Source organism: Burkholderia sp. BCC1999 (assembly GCF_905339975.1).
Classification (GTDB): domain Bacteria; phylum Pseudomonadota; class Gammaproteobacteria; order Burkholderiales; family Burkholderiaceae; genus Burkholderia.
In genome coordinates, this window is the sequence record NZ_CAJPHP010000001.1 from 386,639 (window position 1) to 408,710 (window position 22,072).

The following is a 22,072-nucleotide window of genomic DNA, read 5'->3' on the forward strand; positions in this document are numbered from 1 at the left end:
GTTCGTACCTCGCTTGGTTCAATGGAATCCCCCTTCCTGCCAGGGCGTGGGGCGGCTGAAGTAATAGCCCTGGCAATAGTCGACGCCCAACGCGCGAAGCATCTCGGCCGTCGACGCGTCCTCGACATGCTCGGCGACGGTGCGGTACTGCATTACGTGCGCGATGTCGTTGATTGCGGACGCGATGCCGCGCTTGATGCTGTCGGACGTCATGGTCGCCACGAGTCCGCCGTCGATCTTCAGGTAGTCGATCGGCAACTGGCGCAGATACGAGAACGACGACATGCCGGCGCCGAAGTCGTCGAGCGCGAAGCGGCAGCCGAGGTCGCGCAGCTCGTGCATGAAACGCGACGCGACCTCCAGGTTGCGGACCGCGCTCGTCTCCGTGATTTCGAAGCACAGCAGTGCAGGGTCTAGCCCCGACGACACCAGCTCGGCGATCGTGAACTCCACGAAGCGCTCGTCGGTGATCGACATCGCCGACAGATTCACGTTGTATTCGACGTACTGTCGCTGTTCGAGCCGCGCGAGACGCCGGATCACGGTACGTACGACCCAGCGGTCGATCATCGTCATGTGGCCGTAGCGCTCGGCGGCCGGCAGAAAAACCGGTGAGACCAGCTTGCCGTCGGCGTCCGGGATGCGCAGCAGGATCTCCGCGCGCTCCTGCGCGCCGTGCGCCGGCTGAATCGGCACAATGCGTTGCGCATACAACTGGAACGAGTTCGTTTCGAGCGCCGTCTTCACGCGGCGACTCCACTGCATGTGATACGCCTGGCGTCCCGAGTTCATGTCGCGCGAATCCGCGACGTGCACGCGGTTGCGGCCGCGATCCTTCGCGACGTAGCACGCGATGTCGGCCATCTGCATCGCCTTCTCGACGCTCTCGGGCCGACATGCGAGATTCAGCACACCGATGCTCACGCTGATCTTGAACGGCTCGCCTTCCCACAGGAACGTGAAATCCTCGAGACACGCCCGGATGCGCTCCGCCTTGCCGTCCTCGGGCTCGCCGTCGCGGTCGGCCGGCAACAGGATGCCGAATTCGTCGCCGCCCAGCCGGCCGAACACGTCGTCGTCGTCGAGACAGCGCGCGAACACCGCGGTCACGTCGCGCAGCAGCGCATCGCCGGCCGCGTGCCCACATACGTCGTTGACTTCCTTGAAACCGTCCAGGTCGAGAACCAGCAACATCCCGCCACCGCGGTACGCCAGTGCGTCGCCCAAGTGCTGCTCGAACGCCGTGCGATTGATGAGACCGGTCAGCGCATCGTGCGACGCCTGCCAGGTCAGCTTCTCGATCAACTGGTATTCGCGCGTCATGTCGCGCAGGATCAGCACGTAACCGACGCAGCGGCCCGCGGCATTACCCATCCTCGACAGCGACGCGCGTACCGACACCGCCGAGCCGCATCCGCGGATCAGGTCGAGATCGCGGGTGAACGTGTGATCACCACTGTTGCTGAGCGACGCGAGCAGCTTGATGGACATGCCGGTCGACGTGTCGATCAAGTCAAGCACGTCGTTGATCGGCTTGCCGACGCACTGCCGCGACGGCGCTCCGAGCAGCTGCTCGGCAGCCGGATTGACTGTCTCGATGCTGCGCGCGAGGCCGATCGTGACGATCGCGTCGGCGACCGAGCGCAGCGCGGCTTCCGCGAACGCCTGGCTACGGTCCAGCTCGATCTGCATCGACGCCTGCTGGCGCTGTGCGCGGCTCGCCCATCGCACCGACAGCAGGATGATCAGCATCGAGGCCACGACGTACGACAGGAGCAGCTGGATGACGGCCGAGCGGAATTCGGCGCTCAGCTCGTCGGAGAAGCGCTTCGGCAACGGTTCGATGTGCGAGTTGAAGTCCCAGATCGCGCGGTTCAGTCGGCTCGTGCGCCGGACGTCGTCCGCATGTACGGACTCGCGCAACGCGTTGGCGATCGCGCGCAGTTGGACCAGTTGCCGGTCCGCGTCCTCCCAGTATTGCAACGCGGCGTTCAGGCGCGCGAAGCTGCTGAGGACCGGATAGAACCACACAACCGCCACCGCATCGACGGGATTGATGCCCGCCTCGATCAGCGCCTGGCGCGCCACGCCGTGGTCCGGCGGCACACTGATCATCGCGCGCCGGGCGACGCCGAGAAACGTGAGGGTCCGGTCAACCGCCAGGTAATCGTCGAACAATTTTTCGTCGCCGGTCTGTCCGTAGCGGGTCAGCAGGATGACCTCGTCCTTCTGCGCCTTCGACCAGCTGCTTTCGCCGCCGACGTACACGCGCAACGACATGATCACGATCAGGCTGACGGCGACGAACCCGGCCAGCGCCGCGATCACGACGATGATCGGCAGGATGCCGAGCGCCGGACTCCATGGCCACACCTGAAACGAGCTGCGCTGACTCTGGAGCTTCGAAATGTTTTCCATACCCGATTGACTGCTTTTCTGATTCTTCTCGATGCCGCCGGCCAGCCGCGTCGCTACGCGTCCTGCGTTCGGGCCTCTCCCCTTCCATGCTCGCGATGCACCGGCGCTCATGCAGTCGCGGCGGCACGCCGGTGCCGGCCGCGCGGCAGGATACTCCGGCAACTACGTCGTCTGGACGCGTCGCGACAACCCGACACCGGCCTCGGTATCGGCGCCGATCGCGAGAATGCGGCGCGTTTCCTCGCGGATGACCCGATGGCAGTCGCAGCCCTGCCCTTCGAGACCGGCGAGATCCGTCAACACGAGGGCACCGCGATGCTGATAGATCAGGTCGAGCTCGTGGAGCTGTCGCATGGTATCGGTGACGGTCTCGCGGCGCACGCCCAGCATCTGGCCCAGCATGCCGTGCGTGACCGGGATTTCGATACTGCGCGAGCGCTCGTAGGCGATCAGCAGCCAGCGGCTCACTTGATGCCGCATCACGTGATGGCGGCTGCAGAACATGACCTGCGACGCCTGGGACAGCACCAGTTGCATCCGCACGAAGACCTGCCGCCTGACCACCGCCGATGCGTCGCACGCGTCGGCGAAACGGTGCGCACACAGCCGATACGCGAACCCGCCGTGATAGACGACGACGCGGCGTTGCATCGCGCTGCCGATGACGTCGTCGCACACGATGCCTTCGCGGCCGATTTCCGTCACACCGAGCGTCGTCTTGCCGCCTGTCGTGTATTGCAGCGAAATACCCGCCGTCACCGGAAAATAGACGGCCTCCAGATTCTCGCCGGCATCGCATAGCACCTGGCCGGTCTTGAGACTCGACAGCGTCAAATGAGGCGCCAATTCCGAACGGCTAATTCCGTCAAGCGCAGACAGAAAATGATTGGCGCCAAGCGCATGCGGCAACTCGATGACGTTGTTGGCCTGATGTATCACGGTGCACCTCGTACGTTGTATTCCTGCTCCTCGGCCACCGAAACTTCATGCCACTTTAAAGCGAACGCTCTTTCCGGATTCGTCGTTTTCCTTCCGGTCGAATTATGCAAAAAGGTATCACGCAGTCCTGTCGACCGCGACATTCCTGTTTTATTACATGAAGTAATTTTACATTCCCATGCGTCACCCGAAGATCCTTGCATTGTCAATCAATGATTGACGATTTAAATACCGTCTTTATAAAGACATCTCCCAATGAAATAATCAAAAATTCCGAATAACATCAATGCAATGGAACGCAATTAGCCACGCAAATAAAAATCATTCCCTCCATCGAAATAATGCGGACTGAGTGACTTATCCCACACTTCTCGAATGACGGATGTGGAATGTTCTCCGTAACGACGCCTGCCGGGGATACCGGCGCCACGGGCTATCTCACGCGGCGAGCGGTAACGGACGCACTGTCTGCGTCCAGCGACGCGGCACGCGATGCGTCCGCCGGATCGGGAAAGTCGCGCTGCAGCAATTGCGCGAGCTGCGCATCGCGCGCATCGGGCGCAAGCTGTTGCGCAGCAAGCCGCTCACGTTCGGCGGCATGGTCGCGATAGCGTGCCTGCCATGCGTCGTCGTCCTGCCACAGCCGCACAACGCGCGCGGCGATGTCGGCGCCAAGCTGCGCACGCAGCGCATCGGGCGCCACGCGCTGCGCGTCGAGCCGTGCAACCGTCGCGAGCGTCTCGCGCTGCTGCGTGAGGCGCTCGTGTGCGTCGCGCATGTCGGGCGGCAGCGACTGGTCGAGCGCCGCAAGGCGTTCGCGCTTCTGCGCGTCGCTCAATGCGGGATCGCGCGCAATCCGGATCCGGTCGAGGTCGTCACGCTGCTGCCGGAAATCGTCGCCGAAGAACGGCTTGCTCCAGTCGCCGAGCCAGCGGCTTGCGAGTGCCGCGCGTCGTTCGAGCTCGCCCGCAATCGCGTCCGGATCGATACGCGTGCCTGGCTGCGTCGCACCCGGCTGCGCATCGAGCGCGGCAAGGCACGCGCGATAGCGCGGCCACAGGCCGAGCGCTTCACGCTGCGCCGGTATGCCGATCGGCTGCGCCGCGACCTCCCGCGCGACCAGCGCGTCGAGCGCGGCCGGCGTCAGGTCGTGCTGCGCGAGCAGGAAGTAATCGAAGAAATCCCGCACCGTACGCACTTTCGCGAGACGTCCGTCCGGCCCGAGCGGCAGGCGCGGTGCGCGCGAACCCGCCAGCGCCCCGGGCGGCGCGGCATCGGGCGCGGCGGGCCCGGACTGCGGCCCCGCCGCATCGGGCACCACGGCGCGCGCGGCAGGCAGCGCCACGGTATGCGTCGACGACGCCGGCCCGTCGAGCGCGTACCAAACCGTCGAGGCCGCGAGCGTGCCGACGGCGCCGTGAAGCACGACGCCAGACAGTATCGTCCGCACCTTCATCGCTCAAACACCCTGCAGCTTCAGCCGGTTCGCATGCACGCGCAACGCGGCGACCGGATCTTCCGCATACGCGCCGCGGATGCCGAGCAGCTGATTGATCGCGTCGAAGTGATTCCAGTGATACCGCGTCGAGATCACCGTGCCGAACAACGAACTGCAGATCGACGTGAAGCCGTCGTTCGGCCCCGCGCCGGCCAGCGCCATCACGTTGCCGGCCGTCAGGAACACGAGCGTCGACGGATCCAGCAGGTTCGCCGGATCGATGACCGGAATCACGCTGGTATCGACGGCGCCCGTCACGATGCCGAGCAGCGACACCGGCTGGTACGCGGCGCCGCTCCACGAATACAGCAGATGCACGTTGCCGCCGATCGTCTCGGCCGGCGCGCCGGTGCGACAGGCGCTGGCGCCGAGGCCCGGGCTCGGGAACAGTTGGTTGAACTGCGTGGTCCGGGCCGTGCCGAGCGCATCGAGCGCGGCGATCGCATCCTGGTTCGTGTTGTGCGTGTCGCTGGTCAAGACTCCGAACAGGTTCAGCAGCGCACCGAACACCGGCGTCGAGATGCCCGTCGGATCGAGCTTCAGTGCGCCGAGCACGAAGTCGGCGAACTGCGAGCCGCGGTGCGGCGTCGCGATCGTCGTGACCGACGCCACGAGCGCGGGCGCGACCGACGCCACGTAGCGCGACGTCAACCCGCCCTGGCTGTGCCCGATCAGGTTCACCTTGGCCGCGCCCGTCACCGCCAGCACCTGCTTCACATAGGCGAGCAACTGCTCGCCGCGCCCGTTCGGGCCCAGGTCGCTCTGGAACCCCGACAGGTCCGCGACGTAGACCGTCGCGCCATGCCGCTGAAGGTCGGCCTGCATCCCGTACCAGTACGGCACCACGCCGAAATAGTCGTCGGTGCCGGTCAGGCCGTGCACGAGGACGATCGGATAGCGGGTCGCCGCGTAGTCGTCGAGCGCTGCGCCGGCCGCCGTCTGCGCAATGGCCGCAGGCGCAGCCAGGCCGACGCAGGCGAGCAGCACGGCACTGACCAGGAACCGCGCGCACGCGCGCGAAAAGCGTCGCACCGGCGCGACGCGCCGTTCGATGTCGATGTCATGCATGCGCGTTCTCCAGGGTTGCGTGAGCGGCCACGCGCCGCTGCCACGCGATGAACAACGGCGCGCCGATGACTTCGAGCACCGTGAAGCCGACGAACGGCGGCCACGGCAGCCCGAGCGCCGCGAGCGAAATCAGCCGTCCGATGCCGCCGAGAAAGATCATCGTCCACAGCGTCGCGAACAGCCGCCCCTGGCGCTCGATCCCCGGGATCACCGAGAACGCCGCGAGGCCGAGCCCGAGCCAGACGCCCGCGTAGAAGCGCAGGTTGCCGTCCAGCGTCGCGTCGGCCGGCAGCCCGATGCCGAGCGACGCGTACAGCGGATCGTGGATGCCCATCATGCCGAGCACCCCGGTGATCGACGGGACCAGCGCAAGCACGGCGGTCGCCGCCTGAAGCGCGCGTTTGCTCATTCGAACTCTCCTTGCATCATCGATAGAAAATACCCAGCACCTGTACGCTGCTCGACTCAGGCATCGCACCGAAGCGGCTCCACGACGGCCCGCCCTGATGCAGCCACTGCAGTGCGATGTCAAACCGGTCGAAGCGCCGCCGCAGCTCGACCCAGTATTGCCGGCCGCCGCCGAGATCGGCCTGCACGAAGCCCGACAGATCCAGACGGCGCACGCCGATATTGCGCCATGCCGCCATCAGGAACACGCCGTGACGGGTTTGCAGCTCCTGCGCGGCAATCGAGGTTTGCACCGCACTGCCCCATGCGGCCGGGTTCGCGTGCTGCAGCGAACGCCATTGCGCGGCGTCCGCGCCGCCGCCGTTGCTCTGGAATTCAGCGCTCAGCGACAGGTCGATCGGCAGCGTCCAGGTCGCGCCCACCGACGAGCTCGTGCGGAACGCGCTGTCGCCGGCCGCGCCGGTCGCGCGCGCGATCAGCGAGCGCCGGTAGCCGCCCGCCCATTCGACGTATGCGACCACCGAGTTGCCGAGCAGCACGCTCAGATTCTGACCGAACTGCGGCGCCTGCCCGCTTGCGCCGTAGACGATCCATTGCGGCTGGATCGTCGCCCCCAGCCGCTGGCTCGCGACGAGCATCCAGCGATCGACGCCGTTGGTGCGCTGCAGGTCGGACGACGCGGCCGGATCGCCCGGCAGGCTGCGGCGCTCGAGCCGCGGCGACAGCAGCGCGGCGAGCGAGCCCGTGTCCCACACCTGCTGCGCGCGCAGCGCGACCGTGCCGAGCCGGTTCGTGTGGCGGCTGTCCGGATCCGGCGGCACGTCGAGGCTCACCGCGCCCGCGCGGAAGAAGTCGGTCGGGTTGTAGCCGATCGCCGCACCGAGCCGCTCGTTGACGCGCCCCGCGTCGACGACGAACGTTGGCGCCGCGCGCCAGCTCGCGTACGCCTCCTTCACGAGCGTCACGTCGCGCGACGACGTACGCGACGTCCCGAGCGGATCGAAGCGGTCGAAGCGCATCGAGAAGTGGGCGGCGAACGTCGGCGTCAGCCACTGCCCGTACTCGAATTCGACCGACAGCTGGTTGCGCCCGGCGTGCGCGCCGTCGCGATAGCGGCTCGCGCGCAACGCGTCCTGCACGTCGAGCTTCCACGGCTTCGCGGTATCGGCCGGCGCCGTGGCGGACCGGTCGGCGAGATCGAGCGCCGCGGCATCGGCCGCATCCACGCCGCCCGCACCGCTCATCGCATCCGCGCCGGGTGCCGCCGCACGCGCGAGCGCCGGCAGCAGCGCCAACGCGAGCGCGGCAACCCGGCATCGACGCCGCACCGTCATTGCGCCTGGAAGCGGGACAGGTAGTCGCGCTGCAGCCAGGCATCGGGAATGTCGCGCCATGCGTAGTCGGAGAAACGCATGACCGTGACCCAGCTGCTGTCGAGCCCGTCGATGATGACCGTTTCCGTCGGCCGCTCGACGCCGAGCTGCATCGTGTAGCGCCGGTAGAACGCGGTCTTCAGCAGCCGGTCGCTTTCCGAATAGAACCGCGCCTTCAGCGGCCGGTTGTTCGCCGCGTCGATCCAGATCTCGATGCGGCGGTATGTCAGTCCTTCCCCGTGGCCGGTGAGCGCGAGCCGGTACGCGCGGCGGGTCTGCCGGTCGCCGTCGGCGATGTCCTCGACGCCCTTCAGCTCGGCCGTGTAGTCGTGCGCGAGATTGACCGTCACGACGTCGCCGTTCGCGGCCTGCCCGAGCAGCCGCTGGTCGGGCGAGATTCGCACGCTCGCCTGGTTCGCGGGATCGTAGAACCACAGGTCGTTGCCGTTCTTCAGCATCAGCTTGCCCGTGTCGCGCGCCGGCGCGACGAAGCGCACCAGCGTAAGGAATGCGCCGCCCGGCGCGTCGGGCTTCGAATAGATCGACAGCGTATTGCCGTCCACCTGCTTGCCCGACCGATACTCGATCAGCGTCGCGGTCAGCACGAACGATTTCGCCGGCGCGCGGATCGCGTCGCTTGCCGCGAGCACCTTCTGCGGATCGGGCGCCGGCTGCGCATGCGCGGCGCCGGTCAGGAACGAAAGACTCAGACAGCATGAAACGAACAGGCGACGCACGTGCGCTCTCCCGAAAGTGAAATGAACGAAACAGACCGCATCCGCACGGCGTCACACATGCCGCAGCGCGTCGACGATCGACAGCCGCGCCGCATGCCGCGATGGCAGCCACGCGGACAGCCCGGCCACGCACGCGAGCCCCGCGAACGTGACGGCGATGGTTCGCCACTCGCCCCACACGCGCACCGTGAGCGCGACCGCGTCGATGCGCGCGGGCGGCGTCCAGGACAGCCCGCTGTGATTGACGGCCGCGGCAATCGCGACCGCCACCAGCACGCCGAGCGATGCGCCGGCCACGCCGAGCAGCGCGCCCTCGCAGACGAACAGCGCCTGAATGCCGCCGCGCCGCATGCCCATCGCGCGCAGCGTGCCGATTTCGACCGTGCGCTCGATGATCGCGGTGCTCATCGTGTTACTGATCACGAACAGCACGATCGCGCTGATCAGCACGAACACGAAACCGAAGATCACCGAGAACATCCGGTTGGTCTGGTCGTAGAACGGGTTCAGCGTCGCGAAATCGACGACGTCGAGCGGTTGACCGTCGAAGCCGCCGTGCAGCAGCTGTTCGATGCGCGCACGCGCCGCGGGCAGATCGGCCGTGCGCGCGAGTTGGATCTCGAGCGCGGTCGCGCGCGGCGCGTCGCCGCCGTACACGAGCCGCTGTGCCTGCGGCAGGCGCACCGCGAGATACACGTCGTCGAGCTCCTTCACGCCCTGCTGCTCGGCCTTCACGACCGAGAAGCGGCCGACGTTCGGTGCGCCGCCCGCGCTCGCGGTCAGCACCTCGATGTGGGTGGCGCCGTCGCCGGCCGGCTGCCCCCCGCCCTCGCCCCGCGCGAGCGCGAGCACGTCGGCCGGCGCATTCGCGTCAGGGCCGGCGGCGGCCGGCGCGGCCGGGCCCGGAGGCGCATCGTGACAATCCGGCACGTGCAGCGGTCCGCACAGATGCAGCACGCGCGCGACGCCTAGACCGACCATCGCCGCATCGTCAGCGCTGCCGCGCAACGCGAACGTGCGCGGGCGCAGTGGAAAGCCGTATGCATTCCACTGCTGCATCCGGTACTGGTCGTCCGGAATCGCGCCGAATCCCATCACGGTGCGCGACACGCCGGCCGCGAAATTGCCGGCGATGCCGCCGAATTGCAGCGTCGGCGTGACGACCTGCAGCAGCGGCGCGAGCTGCGGGTCGCGCCGCAGGGTGTCGATCAGCACCGGATAGTTGCGGATCCCGTACGCGGCCGGATCGCCCGTGCCGTACAGGTAGTAGCCCTGCCGCTGGATCTGCAGGTGGCCGCTGCGCTGCACGAAGTCGGTTTGCAGGCCGAGCGTGATGTCGCGGCTGAAGCCGCCAAACAGCAGGATCGCGCTGACGCCGACGATCATCGCGAGCAGCGTGGTCAGCGAGCGCCGGCGGTTGCGCTGCAGATTGCGCAGCGCGAGCATCAGCGTATGGATCATCGGCACACCTCCTGCCGCGCCGCGCCGTCGCCAGCCCGTTCCCGACCGACGATGCGGCCGTCGAGAATCCGGATCATCTCGTCGGCGACGCTCACCACCTGCGGATCGTGCGACGACACGATGAACGACACGTCGCGCTCGCGCTGGATCGTGCGCATCAGCGCGATGATCGCGTGGCCGGTCGCGCTGTCGAGGTTCGCCGTGGGTTCGTCCGCCAGCACCATCGCGGGCTCGGCGGCCAGCGCCCGCGCGATCGCGACCCGCTGGCGCTGGCCGCCCGACAGCTGGCTCGGCCGGTGCCGGGCCTTGTCGGTCAGCCCGACCGCGTCGAGCAGGTCGCGCACCCGAGCCGCACGCCGCGCCGGCGCCCAGCCCGCCATCAGCAGCGGATACTCGACGTTCTCGTACGCGGACAGCACCGGCAGCAGGTTGAAGGTCTGGAACACGTGGCCGACATGGCGCGCGCGAAAATCGGACAACGCATCGTCGGACAGCGACGCGGTATCGTGGCCCGCGATCGTCACGCGCCCGCTGTCGGGGCGGTCGATGCAGCCGATCATGTTCAGCAGCGTCGTCTTGCCGCTGCCCGACGGGCCGCTCAACACGGTGAAGCGCCCGGCATCGAGCGTCGCCGACACGTCGGCGAGCCCGGTCACGCGCACGCTGTCAAGCAGGTAGGTCTTCGACAGGCGTTCGACACTCACGAGGCTCATGACGCACCTCCCGCACGCACGGCGGCCGCCGGCGCCCCCGACGCGGCGCGCGCATCCGTTCCGGCCGTGCCCGGCACGGCTGGCAGGCCGCGTATCAGCCGCCGCAACTGCAGCCGGTATGCGAAATGCTCGACCTCGATCACGTGCCTCGGCGTGCGATGAAACGCGATGCCGCCGCTCCAGTCCGAACCGCCGCGCCGGATCAGCCGGTCGATGTGCGCGGCCTTGCGCGGCGCCGCGTCACGGGCGTGCAGATAGCGCGCGAGCAACTGCGCCTGATAGTCCATCAGCGGCCAGTTGCCGGTCGACGTCTGGAACAGCCCGATGAAAAACAGGTCGCGATGCTGCGCGTCGAACATGTTGAGGTACAGCGACGGCTGCTGCTTGCGCCATTGCAGATGCGCCTGGTCGATGAACGGAAAGCTCGGCTGATAGCCGGTCGCGTACACGATCACGTCGATCGGCTCCTCGCTGCCGTCGGCGAACCCGACGCGATCTCCCTTCAGTTCGCGCACGTCGGGCCGCGCGTCGAGATCGCCGTGGCCGAGGTGGTAGAACAGCGTCGAATTGATGATGAAATGCGATTCGAACAGCTTGTGGTCCGGCTTGCGCAGCCCGTAGTCCTCCGGTTGCCCGGCCGTCGTCAGCCGCAGCAGCCGTTCGCCGAAGAAGCGGCGCACCCATAGCGGCATGCGCAGCCGAAGCGGCCATTCGGCCCATTGGTCAGCCGGAATCCCGAACAGGAATTTCGGCCAGTAGTAGTAGCCGCGCCGCGTGCTGTGGAACACCGCGCGCGCATGGTGGGACGCCTCGACCGCGATGTCGCAGCCCGAATTGCCTGCGCCGACCACGAGCACGCGCCGGTCGCGAAAGATCTCCGGCGTGCGGTATTGCGACGAATGCAGCTGCAGCCCGCCGAAGCTGCCCGGATAGTCGGGCAGTTGCGGATGCGACAGGTGCCCGTTGCAGACGATCACGCCGCGATAGGTGCGCACTTCGCCGCGGTCCAGCTCGACGCGCCACCGCGAGCCGCCGGCGACCGGCGCGATCTCGAGCACCGAGCGGCCGAACTCGATCCGGTCATACACGCCGAAGCGCCGTGCGTAGGCACGCAGGTACGCGAGCGCCTGGTCGCCGCGCGCATACGTCGGGTAGTCGTCGGGAATCGGAAAGTCGGTGTACTCCGAAAACCGCTTCGAGCTGATCATGTGGATCGAGCGATACACCGCGCCGCTCGGCCGGCCGTAGTACCAGTTGCCGCCGGCGTCGTCCTCGCGTTCGATCACGTCGAAGCCGATCCCGGCCGCGAGCAGGTTCTTCGCGGCGGTGATCCCCGCCGCGCCCGCGCCGATGATGCAGTACCGCGCGCCGTCGTTGCGGTCCGTCATGGTGGATCTCCCCTTTTTCGTTCAAAGAACCGGTGCGGCCGCGGCCTGCGTGCCGTTCGCGCCGGCCAGCCGCGTATCGTGCAGATCGGCGATCGATGCGCCACCGCGATCAGCGATCGCGAAGCGGCCATCCGGATAGCGCAACAGCAATTCGGCGTCGGCGGCCCGCGCGGCACCGAACGCGATGCCGCCGATGCGCCACGTACGCGGCGGCTCGCCGTCTTCGGGCCATGCGCCGAGCAGCACGCGCAACACGTTCTCCAGATGATTGACCGGCAACCACAGCTGTGGGCACGGCGCCGCGCCGCGCGCATCGCCGTCGCCCGGCGCATGCCACAACGCATCGGCGTCGGCGGCCCTGACCTGCGCAATGCCGCCGCGCCAGCCCGCATCGGGCAGCAGGTCGGCGCGCCAGCTGGCGTGCATGGTCGGCAGAATCGCATCGTCCTGCCCGTCGTGCGGCAGCGACACGGCCATGCCCGCGGGCTGATGGCTGCGGTACACGAACGTCGCATCGAGCAGCACGCGGCCGGCAAGCGATGCACAACGCACCGTCACGCGCCAGGCGTCGCCGGCCGTGCGGCCCGTCACGTCGGAGTCGAGCGCGAGATCGCCGTGGGCATCGAGCGCGTCGGCGAGCGCATCGAGCGCGATCGTCACGTCGACGGCTTCGTGCAGGTAGGCGCGCTCGCCATCGGGCGGCGCAACCCAGTCGGCCACGACGCGCGCATGCTCGAGCAGCAGCGACGCGGGCGCCGCCGCGCGACCGCCGAAGCGGAATGCGCGCGTGTAGGGCGCACCGGCCGCGCGATAACGCGTCGAGAAAAACGCGAACGGACGGAATCGCCGCGGCTCGCCCGCGTGGTGCCGGCGCGTCGCAAGTTCGCCGAGATTCGGCAAGCCGTCGACCGCTTCGAAGCCACGAAGCTGGATCGGCGTCAACGCACGGCCGACCGCGCCCATGTACATCGGTTCGCCGCCGCCGGGCACTGCGGGCATCGCGGGCGTCGCGAGTTCCGCAAGCCAGTGCCGCACGCCGTCGGCAACGCGCATCGGCGTCACATAGCGCCGTGTGACGGCAAGGTTCGTGATCATGCCGACACCGTCCCACGTCGGCCACACAAGCGTCTTCACGTCCCGCGCAGGTGCGTCGCGGCGCGCCCACCAGCCGAGCCGGGCAAGCGCCTCGTTCGCGGCCGCATAATCGGTCTCGCCCGTCATGCCGCCCCAGCGGCCGGTCAGCGAGCCGACGTTGACGAAGCAGTCGACACGCGGCAGCTCGCGCACCGCCGCGTACAGATTCATGAAACCGAGTACCTTCACGCGCGCGGTACCGACGAATTCGTCCGCGGACTTGCGCGGCAACCGCACCGGCTGGTCGATGCCCGCGTTGTGGATCACGCCGCGCAGCCGTGCGCCGAATTCGTCACACAGCGCACGCACGGCGTTCGCATCGGTCACGTCGCATACCCGGTAGCGCACCGGCAGGCCGAGCGCGGCTGCGGCATCGAGCGACGCCTTCAGTTCGCGGCGCCGTTCGAGTTGCTGCAGCGTGTGCCGGATCGCCTTGGGCGGCCGTTCCGGCGTCGCCAGACGCAGCAGGTCGAGCCCGTAGCGCCTGAAGCCCGCATCGTCGAGTGCGAGCCACGGCTCGTCGCCGGCCGGCGGCGCGTCGCGGCCGGTGACGATCACCGTGCAGCGATGCCGCTTCGCGATCTCGCAGGCGGCCAGGAACCCGATACCGCGTGCGCCGCCCGAAAACAGCACGACGTCGTCAGGCCCCCAGTCGGGCGCTGCTTGCGCCGGCAGGTCGTCGCGGGTCGCGACGAGCGTGTGGCGGCGCCCGCCGCGATGGCCGACCTCGAAGCGCCCCCAGCGATACAGCTCGCGTGCGATCAACCCGTCGACGCGGCCGGTTTCGTCCGGCGCGATGTCGAGCACACGCACGTTGCAGTTCGGCAATTCCTGCGGCAGCGTCTTCGCGAGCCCCGCCCACAATCCGCCGAGCGGCTGCACGAGTGCATCGTCGCCGTATCCCATCAGCCCGTCCTGCCAGGTGAGCGCGAGATAGAACAGTCGAGACGTCGCTTCCTCCTGCACCCAGTCGCCGTAGCACGCCTGCAGCAATGCGACCGTGCGGCGCAGCGGCGCCTCCCATTGATCGCGCACCTCGAGCGAAAACGGTGCTTCGACGCCGAGATCGACGATCCCGTCGAACGGCCCCGACTGTGCGACGAACGCCTTCGCGGCCGCCGCCGGATCGACGCCGTCGGTCGGCGCGAACACCGCCGGCTTCGCGCAGGCGCGCGTGAGCGTCGCCACCACGCGCTCGACCGTACGGCCGAGGCCGTTGACGATCGCGATCCGCTTGCCGCCCAGTTCGGCCGCCGGCAGTTCGGGCAGTGGTTCGATCTCGACCGGTCGCCACGTGAAGCGGTGGGTCGGTGCGTCGTCTGCATCGCCGTCGGCATCGCGCTGCGCTTCGGATGCCGTCGTATCGCGTTGCAGAAATGCCAGCACGCCGGGCGCCAGCGTCGGCCCGGCAGCGCGCGCCGGCGCGGCCGGCGTCGCCACGCTTGCCACCCGCTCGCCGGTGGCCGGCGCTGCCGGCGCGCCCGTGAACGGGCAAGCCGCGCCGCTTGACACCGGCACGTGCGCGTCGCGCCCTGCACGCGCGGCACTCACGCGCTCGCGCGATCTCGGCCGTGCGACCAGCTGAATGCCATCACGCGGGCGCAACGAAATCGTCGCGCCCGTGTCGAGCGAACGACCGGGCACCGCGCTCAAATCGACGTGCTGCGCGACCACCGCGATCAGCACGCGGATCTGCAGCAGCGCGGTCTGATAGCCGATGCACTTGCGCATCCCGCCACCGAACGGGAAATACGCGTACTTGTGGCGCATCGGCGCGTGCGATCCGAAATTCTCAGGATCGAATGCGTCCGGGTTGGCCCACAGCGCCGGATGACGATGCGTGACGTACGGCGACATGAATACCGACGAGCCGGCCGGCACGTGATAGCCGCCGATCTCGTCGTCGTCGACCAGGTCGCGCGTGAAGCCCCAAATCGGCGGATAGAGACGCAGGATCTCGTCGACGGTCTGTACCAGATACGGCAGGCGCGCGATGTCGTCGACTGCGGGTGCACGACCGCCGAGCACCGCATCGAGCTCCTCGCGCAGCCGGCGCAGCACGTCCGGATGCTGCGCGAGCGCATAGAGCCCCCACGCCATCCCGCTGCCGGTCGTTTCGTGGCCGGCGAGGAACACCGTCATCACCTCGTCGTGCACTTCGCGCTCGGTCAGCGGCGCGCCCGTGTCGGGGTCCCGTGCGGCGAGCAGCAGCGCGATCACGTCGCTCGTTTCGCAGCGTCCCGCGCGATGCTCGGCGACGATCGCATCGACGATCGTGTCGATCCCGCGGCGCGCGCGTGCGATCCGGCGATTGAACGGCGTCGGCATCCAGCGCGGCACGAAGTCGTTCATGTTGCCCTGCGGCATCATCGCTTCGATGCCGAAGCGCACCGCCGGCCCGACCTCGGCCGCGTGCCGCGAGATGTCCGCGTTGAACAGCATCAGCCCGAGCATGCGCAGGCTCACGCGCATCATCGCCTCGACGGCGTCGAACGGTGCAAGCGCGGGCTGCTTCAGCCAGCGCTCGACCAGCGCGAGCGCCGCGTCGCCGACCGCGGCCGTATGCGACTCCACCTGCCTGCGATGAAAGAGCGGCTGCACGACGCGCCGGTGACGCCGCCAGAACTCGCCGTCCGTCGTCAGCAGGCCGTCGCCGAAGAACATCTTGAAGTTGTCGTAGAAGCGGCCGCGCACGTAGTTGCGGTGATTGTCCTGCAGCACGTGCTGGACGCCGTCCGGATGCGCAAGGGCATGCGTGAGGAACGGGCCCAGCCTGTTGCGGGCGATGTCGCCGTACTGCTGCTGCAGCTTCAGCAGCATCGTGACGGGATTGCGCTTGTATTCCGCGAGGTTGCCCATCACGACGCTGCCGCGCGGGCCGGGTGCGAGACGCTTCGTGCTCATGCCGACACCTGTTCGGAAGCCGCGTGCGCGGCGAGTCGAGCGTCGATCTCGCCACGTGTGGCGAACGCACCGGTCACGCGGTGCACGTAGCCGGTCACGATGCCCGTCACGTCGCGCATCTGCATCAGGATCCGGCCGTCCGGGCGTACCGCGACGAACCGGTTGCCGCTGCTTGCCGGCCCTTCGAGCGCGAAGGCGCGCGGCGTCACGCGCAGCGCAATCGACGCATGGCGGCCCGACAGCTCGCAGTCGTTGCCGGCTTCGTACAGGTCGATGCGCCCGATCGACATCGGCGCCGCGAGCGGTATGTAATCTCCGGCGACATGATCGAGCGCCGCCACGCGCGCGAGCCCGTCGAGCAGGATGCTCGGCACCACGAAACGCGAGAACACCGGATCGCCGTCCGGCACGTTCAGCCGGAAACGCGCCTGCTTGCCCGTTTCGCTCATGCCGGTATCGGTCGTCGATACGAACATGCCGGTCAGCCGCACGGGCGCCGCGTCGAAGTGATACGGATCGGCGACGGGCGTGAACGCCCCGCCCAGCGGGTCGTTCCAGACGGGTGCCGGCGCGTAGGCCGCGGCCAGGCGCACGGTGATCTCGAAGTGCGGCTTGTCGCGCACGAGCACCTGGCCGCCCGGCGCCAGCACGTCGCCGGAGATCCGCACGTGCACAAGCACGGCGTCGCCGTCGCGCGCCGCGATCCGAGCGTGGATGCGCTTCACGCTCGGCCGCTTCGTGTCGTAGACGCGCAGAAAGTGCAGGAATGCCGCGTCCGCGAACCCGACGACCTTGAGCCCCGGCACGAGCCGCAGCGCGGCCTCGGCGGCCACTTCCGGCACGAACGTGCCCGGCAGTGTCGGAAAGCCGTTGACGACGTGATGCTGCAGGTACGCATCGCGCGCGAGATCGAACACGCGCTCGAAGGTCACGCTGTCGTCGGTGCGCGCCCGCTCGTGGCCTAGATAGAAATCCGGATCCTGCGGCGCGGCCACGTCCGGCGCCGCTTCAGCTTCATCGAGATCGAAGTAGCCGGGCAGGTGCGTTTCGATCGCCCGCCGCTCGGCCTCGCCCAGATGCACGGACATCGCCGCGCGCTCGCCGAGACCAAGCTCACGCATGAAGTGATGCTGCCCTTCCGCGGTGCGCATGCTCGTGAACAGGCCGCTCTTCTCGAGAAACGCGCGCGTGACCGGATTCGAGCCGAGCCCCACCGAGCGCCACAGTGTCCAGCCGATCGTGAACTCGTCGTGGCCGAGCGCCGCGCGGTGATACGACGCCTGCGTGTTCAGGAAGTCGTTGCCCGACGCGTAGTCGGTTTCGCCGGCCTGGCCCGTCAGGCCGATGAACGACCCGAAGTTGCACCACAGGCGCGGCTGCCGGGCGCCGAACGCGTCGCGCAGGTTCCAGTAGCCGCGCACTTTGATGTCGCGCACCGCGACGAAATCGTCCAGCGACTTCACGAGCACCGACGCGGAGCGGTTCAATCCGGCCGCGTTGACCAGCAGGTCGACGCGCGGCTCGCGCGCGAGAATCGTGTCGATGGTCGTGCGCACGCTGCCGGGGTCCAGCACGTCGGCACGCAGGTACGTCACGCGATGCGCGCCGCAGAATGCGCGCATCGCCTCGATGTTCATGCACGCCGTGCGCGCGTCGGCGCGCCGCTCGAACGCGCGGATGATCGCCGGCAGCGGCCGCTCCGGATGCCGTGCCTTCTGCTGGCGGATGTAATCGGGGCGGCTCTTCGCGAACGCTTCGTCGTCCATCGCGAGCAGGTCCGCATCGACCTCGTCGAGCGCGCTGCTGCCGATCAGGTACAGAGTCGGACGCACGTGCGCGGCCAGCGTCTTCATCAGCTCGCCGGTGATCCCGCGTGCGCCGCCGATAGCGACGACGACCGCGTCCGGTCCGAGCGCCAAGCGCTCGTCCGCGCGCAGCTCACCCGCGTCCTCGATCACGCGCGGCGTGCGGCGACGCCCGCCGCCCAGCGCGACAACCGGCAGCCAGTGGCGTGCGCCGCTTTCGCGCTCGGCATCGCGCAGCGCATCGGGCAACGAGCGGGTATCGGTCAGCACCGCGACCGGGCGCGCTTCCGGCATCTCGATCGCCAGTGCCTTCACGAGACCGGTGAACAGCCCTGCATCCGGATGCGGCACTTCGCCCGCCAGCGCATCGAGCAGCAGCGCGACGAAAGTGCCGTCGCGCTTGAGCGCCGCATGGCAACGCTTGATCGCGAGGAACGCGAGATCGTGCAGCGCGAGCCGCGCGGGCGCAGCCGGCGCCGCGGCGCCAGAAGCGAGCGCGCCGGCATCGAGCGACGTCAGCACGCGCACGTGGCCGATGTCGTCGGGCAGCCCGTCGAGCACCGTTTCGTCGATTCGCTCGATCCAGTGCCAGCCCGACCGGCGCGCGGCGAACGGCCGGGTCGACAGCACCACGCAGCCGGGGCCCGGATCGGCCTGCGCGGCGAGCGCTTCCGGCATGTCGGTGACGATCACGCAACGCGGCGCGATGAACGGCGTCGACCGACCCGCGGGCCGCCACCGCGCATCGCGCCATTCGATCCGGTAGCGTGCGACGCCGAGCGGTTCGCCATCGGCCGCGACGCCGGTCCGGCGCAGCGCACCGTGCAGCAGCGTACCGGGGCCGACAGGTGCGGCCACCGGCGCCGGCTGCACCGGCACGGTCCCGGCGTGCGGTTCGCGCGGTGCGGCCGTCTGCGCGGCGGCCGGCTCACAGGCGATGTGCAGCGCATAGCGCAACCGGTCTCCGCCGCTGTCGCGCGCCAGCGTCAGGTCGGGGGTACGCGCAACGATCGCGCGCAGCACGTCGATCGCCGCATCGGCGCCCGCATACGTGACCGCGCGGCCCGTCGCATCGCACGGCGCGGCCGGCTCGACCGTGGCCCGCGCGTCGTCGCCGCCGACCACCGCGAGCACCGGCAGCCCTTCGGCCTGCGCGCGCCGCACGGTCGTCACCGCGAACAGCACGATACCCTCCGCGAGCGGCAGCCCGAATGCCGGACGCACCTCCTCCGCCGCGTTGCCGTTGATCCCGCCGACGATCGCCATGTCGAGCTCGCCGCTGCACAGGAAGCGCTCGGCCGCCTCGAATGCGGCAAGCGTCGATGCGTGGCCCGCGTCCACCGTCATGTTCATCCCGTGTAGATCGTGGTAGTTGGCGACGCGCGCCGGGATCACGTTCGGCATCATCCCGGGAAACGAGTTTTCGGTGGTCGGCGCGACGAGCCGCCGCGTCGCCTCGCGCAAGCCGTTCAGCAGGCGTTCGGTCGTCGCGCGCTCGTCCGGCCCTGTCGCGTCGAGCACCGCCGCCGCGATGTCGTCGAGATAGCAGCGGCTCGCATACAGCGCCGCGTTGCGCGTGGGCCCCATATGCCCCATCACGAGCCCGATCATGTCCGCATGCTCGCGCCAGAACGTGCCGAGGCTTTCGCGCAGGTCGTGCGCGGCGTCGAGCGCCATCAGCTGGCAGCGATCGAGCGCGCGCAACACGGCCGGCGGCATCTTCACGCGCGCGAAGCTCGGCAGCGGATAGCCGATCCCGAAGCTCGCATCCGGCGCGCGGCCTTCGCCGCGCAGCCACGCCGCGACCTGTGCATCGTCGTCAAGACCGGGAAACTTCGCAGACCACCCGACGATCGCCAGCGGCTCGCGCTTGAAGCGGCCGCTTGCGCCGCCGGCAGGCAGATCGGCGCGATACTCCGATACGATCAGGTGCCCGTTCGTACCGCCGAAGCCGAACCCGGATACCGCCGCGACGCGCGCCGAATCGTGCCGGACCGGCCACGACACCGGCGCTACCGGGATCCGCAGGTTCGTGCCGCCGAGGTTGAATTCCGGCGGCGGTTCGCTGAAGCGATGCTGTGGCGGAATCACCTGATGGCGCAAACCGAGCAGCACCTGGATCACCGATACGACGCCGGCGGCCCAGCCCGTATGCCCGACCAGCGACTTGTTCGAGGTCACCTGCACCGGACGATCGCGCCGGATCGCGTCGCGCAGACTCTGGAATTCGGCGAGATCGCCGGCCGGCGTGCCGGTTGCATGCGCCACGACCCAGTCGACGTCGGCGGGCACCGTCGCGGTGCGTGCATACGCGCGGTCGATCGCGATGCGCTGGCCGGCCGAATTCGGCGCGTAGATCGCCTTGCCCTTCCCGTCCGACGACGAGCCGAACGATTTCAGCACGCCGAGAATGCGGTCGCCGTCGGCGCGCGCGCGCGTCAAGCGCTTCAGGATCACGACGCCCGCGCCGTCCGCGAACAGCACGCCGTCGCAGTTGCGATCGAGCGGCCGTACCTCGCCACTGCGCGACAGCCCGTGCAGCTTCGAAAACAGGATCGAGCCGCGCGGCGCGAGCGCGAACGCGCCGCCGCACGCGACCACGTCCTGCTTGCCGAGCAACAGTGCCTTGATCCCGAGATCGATCGAATACAGCGACGACGAACACGCGGTGTCGACCATCATGTACTGTGCGTCGTCCGGCAGCACGCCCTTCATCGCGTTCAGGCCGACGCGGTGCGGGAAGAACGACGCGAGATCGCCCGCGCCGCGTGCATAACGCGCGCTCAGCACCGCATCGATCGCGGTCACGCGGCGCGCGCGCTCGGCCGCGTCGACGCCCGCGTCGGCCAGCACCGCGTTCAGGCGCTCGCGCGCGGCGGCCAGCACCATCCCTTCCTCGAGATGCTGGCTGCCGTCCGCCGTGTAGCCGACCAGGAACGCGACGCGGTCGGCGTCGCGCAGCGTCACGCCATCGAGCGCCTGGCACAGCGCGTGGCGCAGCCACAGCGTCGTGAGTTCACGCGGCGCGGTGCCGGCGTCGAGCTCGGCGCGCACCCTCGGGCACGGTTCAAACCGTTCGATGAAGACCGAGCGCGACTGATAACTCTTGTCTTCCGCCGACGTATCGGGCGAGTAGAACGAGCGGTAGTCCCAGCGGTCCGGCGGCACGTTGCCGAACAGCTCGGGGCCGTCCAGCAGCGCGCGCCAGAATGCGTCCGGATCGCTCGCGCCGGGCAATGCGAGCCCCATGCCGACCACGGCGATGTCGTCGCTGTCCGGAGTGTCGTCGGCCGGCGCGTCCATGGGTCCGACCGGTTGCGACACGGCGGCGGCCGTCGCGCCCTCATTCTGCCCGGCGGCCGCCCATTCCGCGCGCGGCGACAATCCCTCGCTGCACAATGACAACCCGCCATCCGCGACGACCACCTGCCCGGTAATCCAGCGCGCGGCATCCGACGCAAGAAACACGACGAGATCGGCAAGATCCTCCGCGCGCGCGAGCCGCTTCAGCGGCGTCGCCGCGATGCTCGAGCGCTTCGTGTTCTCCGGGTCGGGAAACTGCGCGGCGACATCGCCGTCGATCAGCGTCGACGATGCGCCGTTTACGCGGATATCGCGGCCCGCGTACTCGACCGCGAGATAGCGCGTCAGCGATTCGAGCGCCGCCTTCGCGGTGCCCACAACGAGATAGTTCGCGGGCACGAGCGTCGCGCCCACCGACGACACGTTGACGATCGCGCCGCCGCCCGAGCGCGCCATCAGCGCCGCGGCACGGCGTGCACACCAGAACGCGCCTTTCAGGTTGGTGTCGAGCGCGCGATCGAAATGCTCGGCGCCGATCTCGTCGACGCCGAGCAGCGCGCCAGACGCCGCATTGTTGACGAGCACGTCGAGACGGCCGTAGCGCCGTTCGATTTCGTCAAACATCCGGTCAACCTGCGCCTGCTGCGCGACCGACGCTCGGATCACGTCGACGGTCGCGCCGAGCGCGCGCAGTTCCTCGGCCGTCTCCTTCGACGCGTCGAGCGAATGGAAGAAATTCAGGATCACGTGCGCGCCCTGCTCGGCGAAACGCCTGCAGATCGCCTTGCCCACGTTTTTCGCACCGCCCGTCACGAGAACGAGCTTGCCGCGCATGCTGGTATTCGACATGGATCGCCTGCCTATCGAGAGCTTGTCATTACGGGCAGGGCCCCCCCTGCCTACCGACGTTTCGGCCTACGGCC

Annotated in this window: 12 protein-coding genes; all 12 read right to left on the minus strand. The window is 68.8% G+C overall.

The window, feature by feature from the left end; translation table 11 throughout:
- Positions 1 to 18 precede the first annotated feature (18 nt).
- Positions 19 to 2,418, minus strand: coding sequence for a putative bifunctional diguanylate cyclase/phosphodiesterase (locus U5809_RS01715; protein WP_322085222.1), 2,400 nt, complete (start codon positions 2,416 to 2,418; stop codon positions 19 to 21).
- A 162-nt stretch (positions 2,419 to 2,580) separates the two neighbouring features.
- Entirely contained in the window at positions 2,581 to 3,357 is a 777-nt protein-coding gene (locus U5809_RS01720; protein ID WP_322085223.1) for a Crp/Fnr family transcriptional regulator, read from the minus strand.
- Between the two features lie 433 nt (positions 3,358 to 3,790).
- Positions 3,791 to 4,813: a lipase secretion chaperone gene (locus U5809_RS01725; protein WP_322085224.1), complete on the minus strand. Its 1,023-nt coding sequence runs from the start codon at positions 4,811 to 4,813 to the stop codon at positions 3,791 to 3,793.
- Between the two features lie 3 nt (positions 4,814 to 4,816).
- Complete coding sequence (locus U5809_RS01730) at positions 4,817 to 5,923, minus strand: triacylglycerol lipase (RefSeq protein WP_322085225.1); 1,107 nt, start codon at positions 5,921 to 5,923, stop codon at positions 4,817 to 4,819.
- Positions 5,916 to 6,332 (minus strand): DUF4345 domain-containing protein, encoded by a 417-nt coding sequence (locus tag U5809_RS01735; RefSeq protein ID WP_322085226.1) that lies wholly within the window; start codon positions 6,330 to 6,332, stop codon positions 5,916 to 5,918. Before U5809_RS01735 ends, U5809_RS01730 begins: the two co-directional genes overlap by 8 nt.
- Before the next feature lie 16 nt (positions 6,333 to 6,348).
- On the minus strand, positions 6,349 to 7,665 hold the full coding sequence (locus U5809_RS01740; RefSeq protein ID WP_415877921.1) for a hypothetical protein: 1,317 nt from the start codon (positions 7,663 to 7,665) through the stop codon (positions 6,349 to 6,351).
- A complete protein-coding gene (locus U5809_RS01745; RefSeq protein ID WP_322085227.1) occupies positions 7,662 to 8,441 on the minus strand; it encodes an outer membrane lipoprotein-sorting protein in 780 nt (259 codons plus the stop codon). The genes U5809_RS01740 and U5809_RS01745 overlap by 4 nt, the downstream gene beginning before the upstream one ends.
- A 51-nt stretch (positions 8,442 to 8,492) precedes the next feature.
- Complete coding sequence (locus U5809_RS01750; RefSeq protein ID WP_322085441.1) at positions 8,493 to 9,899, minus strand: ABC transporter permease; 1,407 nt, start codon at positions 9,897 to 9,899, stop codon at positions 8,493 to 8,495.
- The gene (locus U5809_RS01755) at positions 9,899 to 10,615 is read right to left on the minus strand and encodes an ABC transporter ATP-binding protein (RefSeq protein ID WP_322085228.1); all 717 of its coding nucleotides are present in this window, start codon (positions 10,613 to 10,615) and stop codon (positions 9,899 to 9,901) included. The genes U5809_RS01750 and U5809_RS01755 overlap by 1 nt, the downstream gene beginning before the upstream one ends.
- Positions 10,612 to 12,003 (minus strand): flavin-containing monooxygenase, encoded by a 1,392-nt coding sequence (locus tag U5809_RS01760; protein ID WP_322085229.1) that lies wholly within the window; start codon positions 12,001 to 12,003, stop codon positions 10,612 to 10,614. The genes U5809_RS01755 and U5809_RS01760 overlap by 4 nt, the downstream gene beginning before the upstream one ends.
- Positions 12,004 to 12,024: 21 nt before the next feature.
- Positions 12,025 to 16,041 (minus strand): cytochrome P450, encoded by a 4,017-nt coding sequence (locus U5809_RS01765; protein ID WP_322085230.1) that lies wholly within the window; start codon positions 16,039 to 16,041, stop codon positions 12,025 to 12,027.
- Positions 16,038 to 21,998 carry an SDR family oxidoreductase gene (locus U5809_RS01770; RefSeq protein WP_322085231.1) on the minus strand — a complete coding sequence of 1,987 codons (5,961 nt, stop codon included), beginning with the start codon at positions 21,996 to 21,998 and terminating at the stop codon, positions 16,038 to 16,040. Before U5809_RS01770 ends, U5809_RS01765 begins: the two co-directional genes overlap by 4 nt.
- Positions 21,999 to 22,072: the final 74 nt, after the last annotated feature.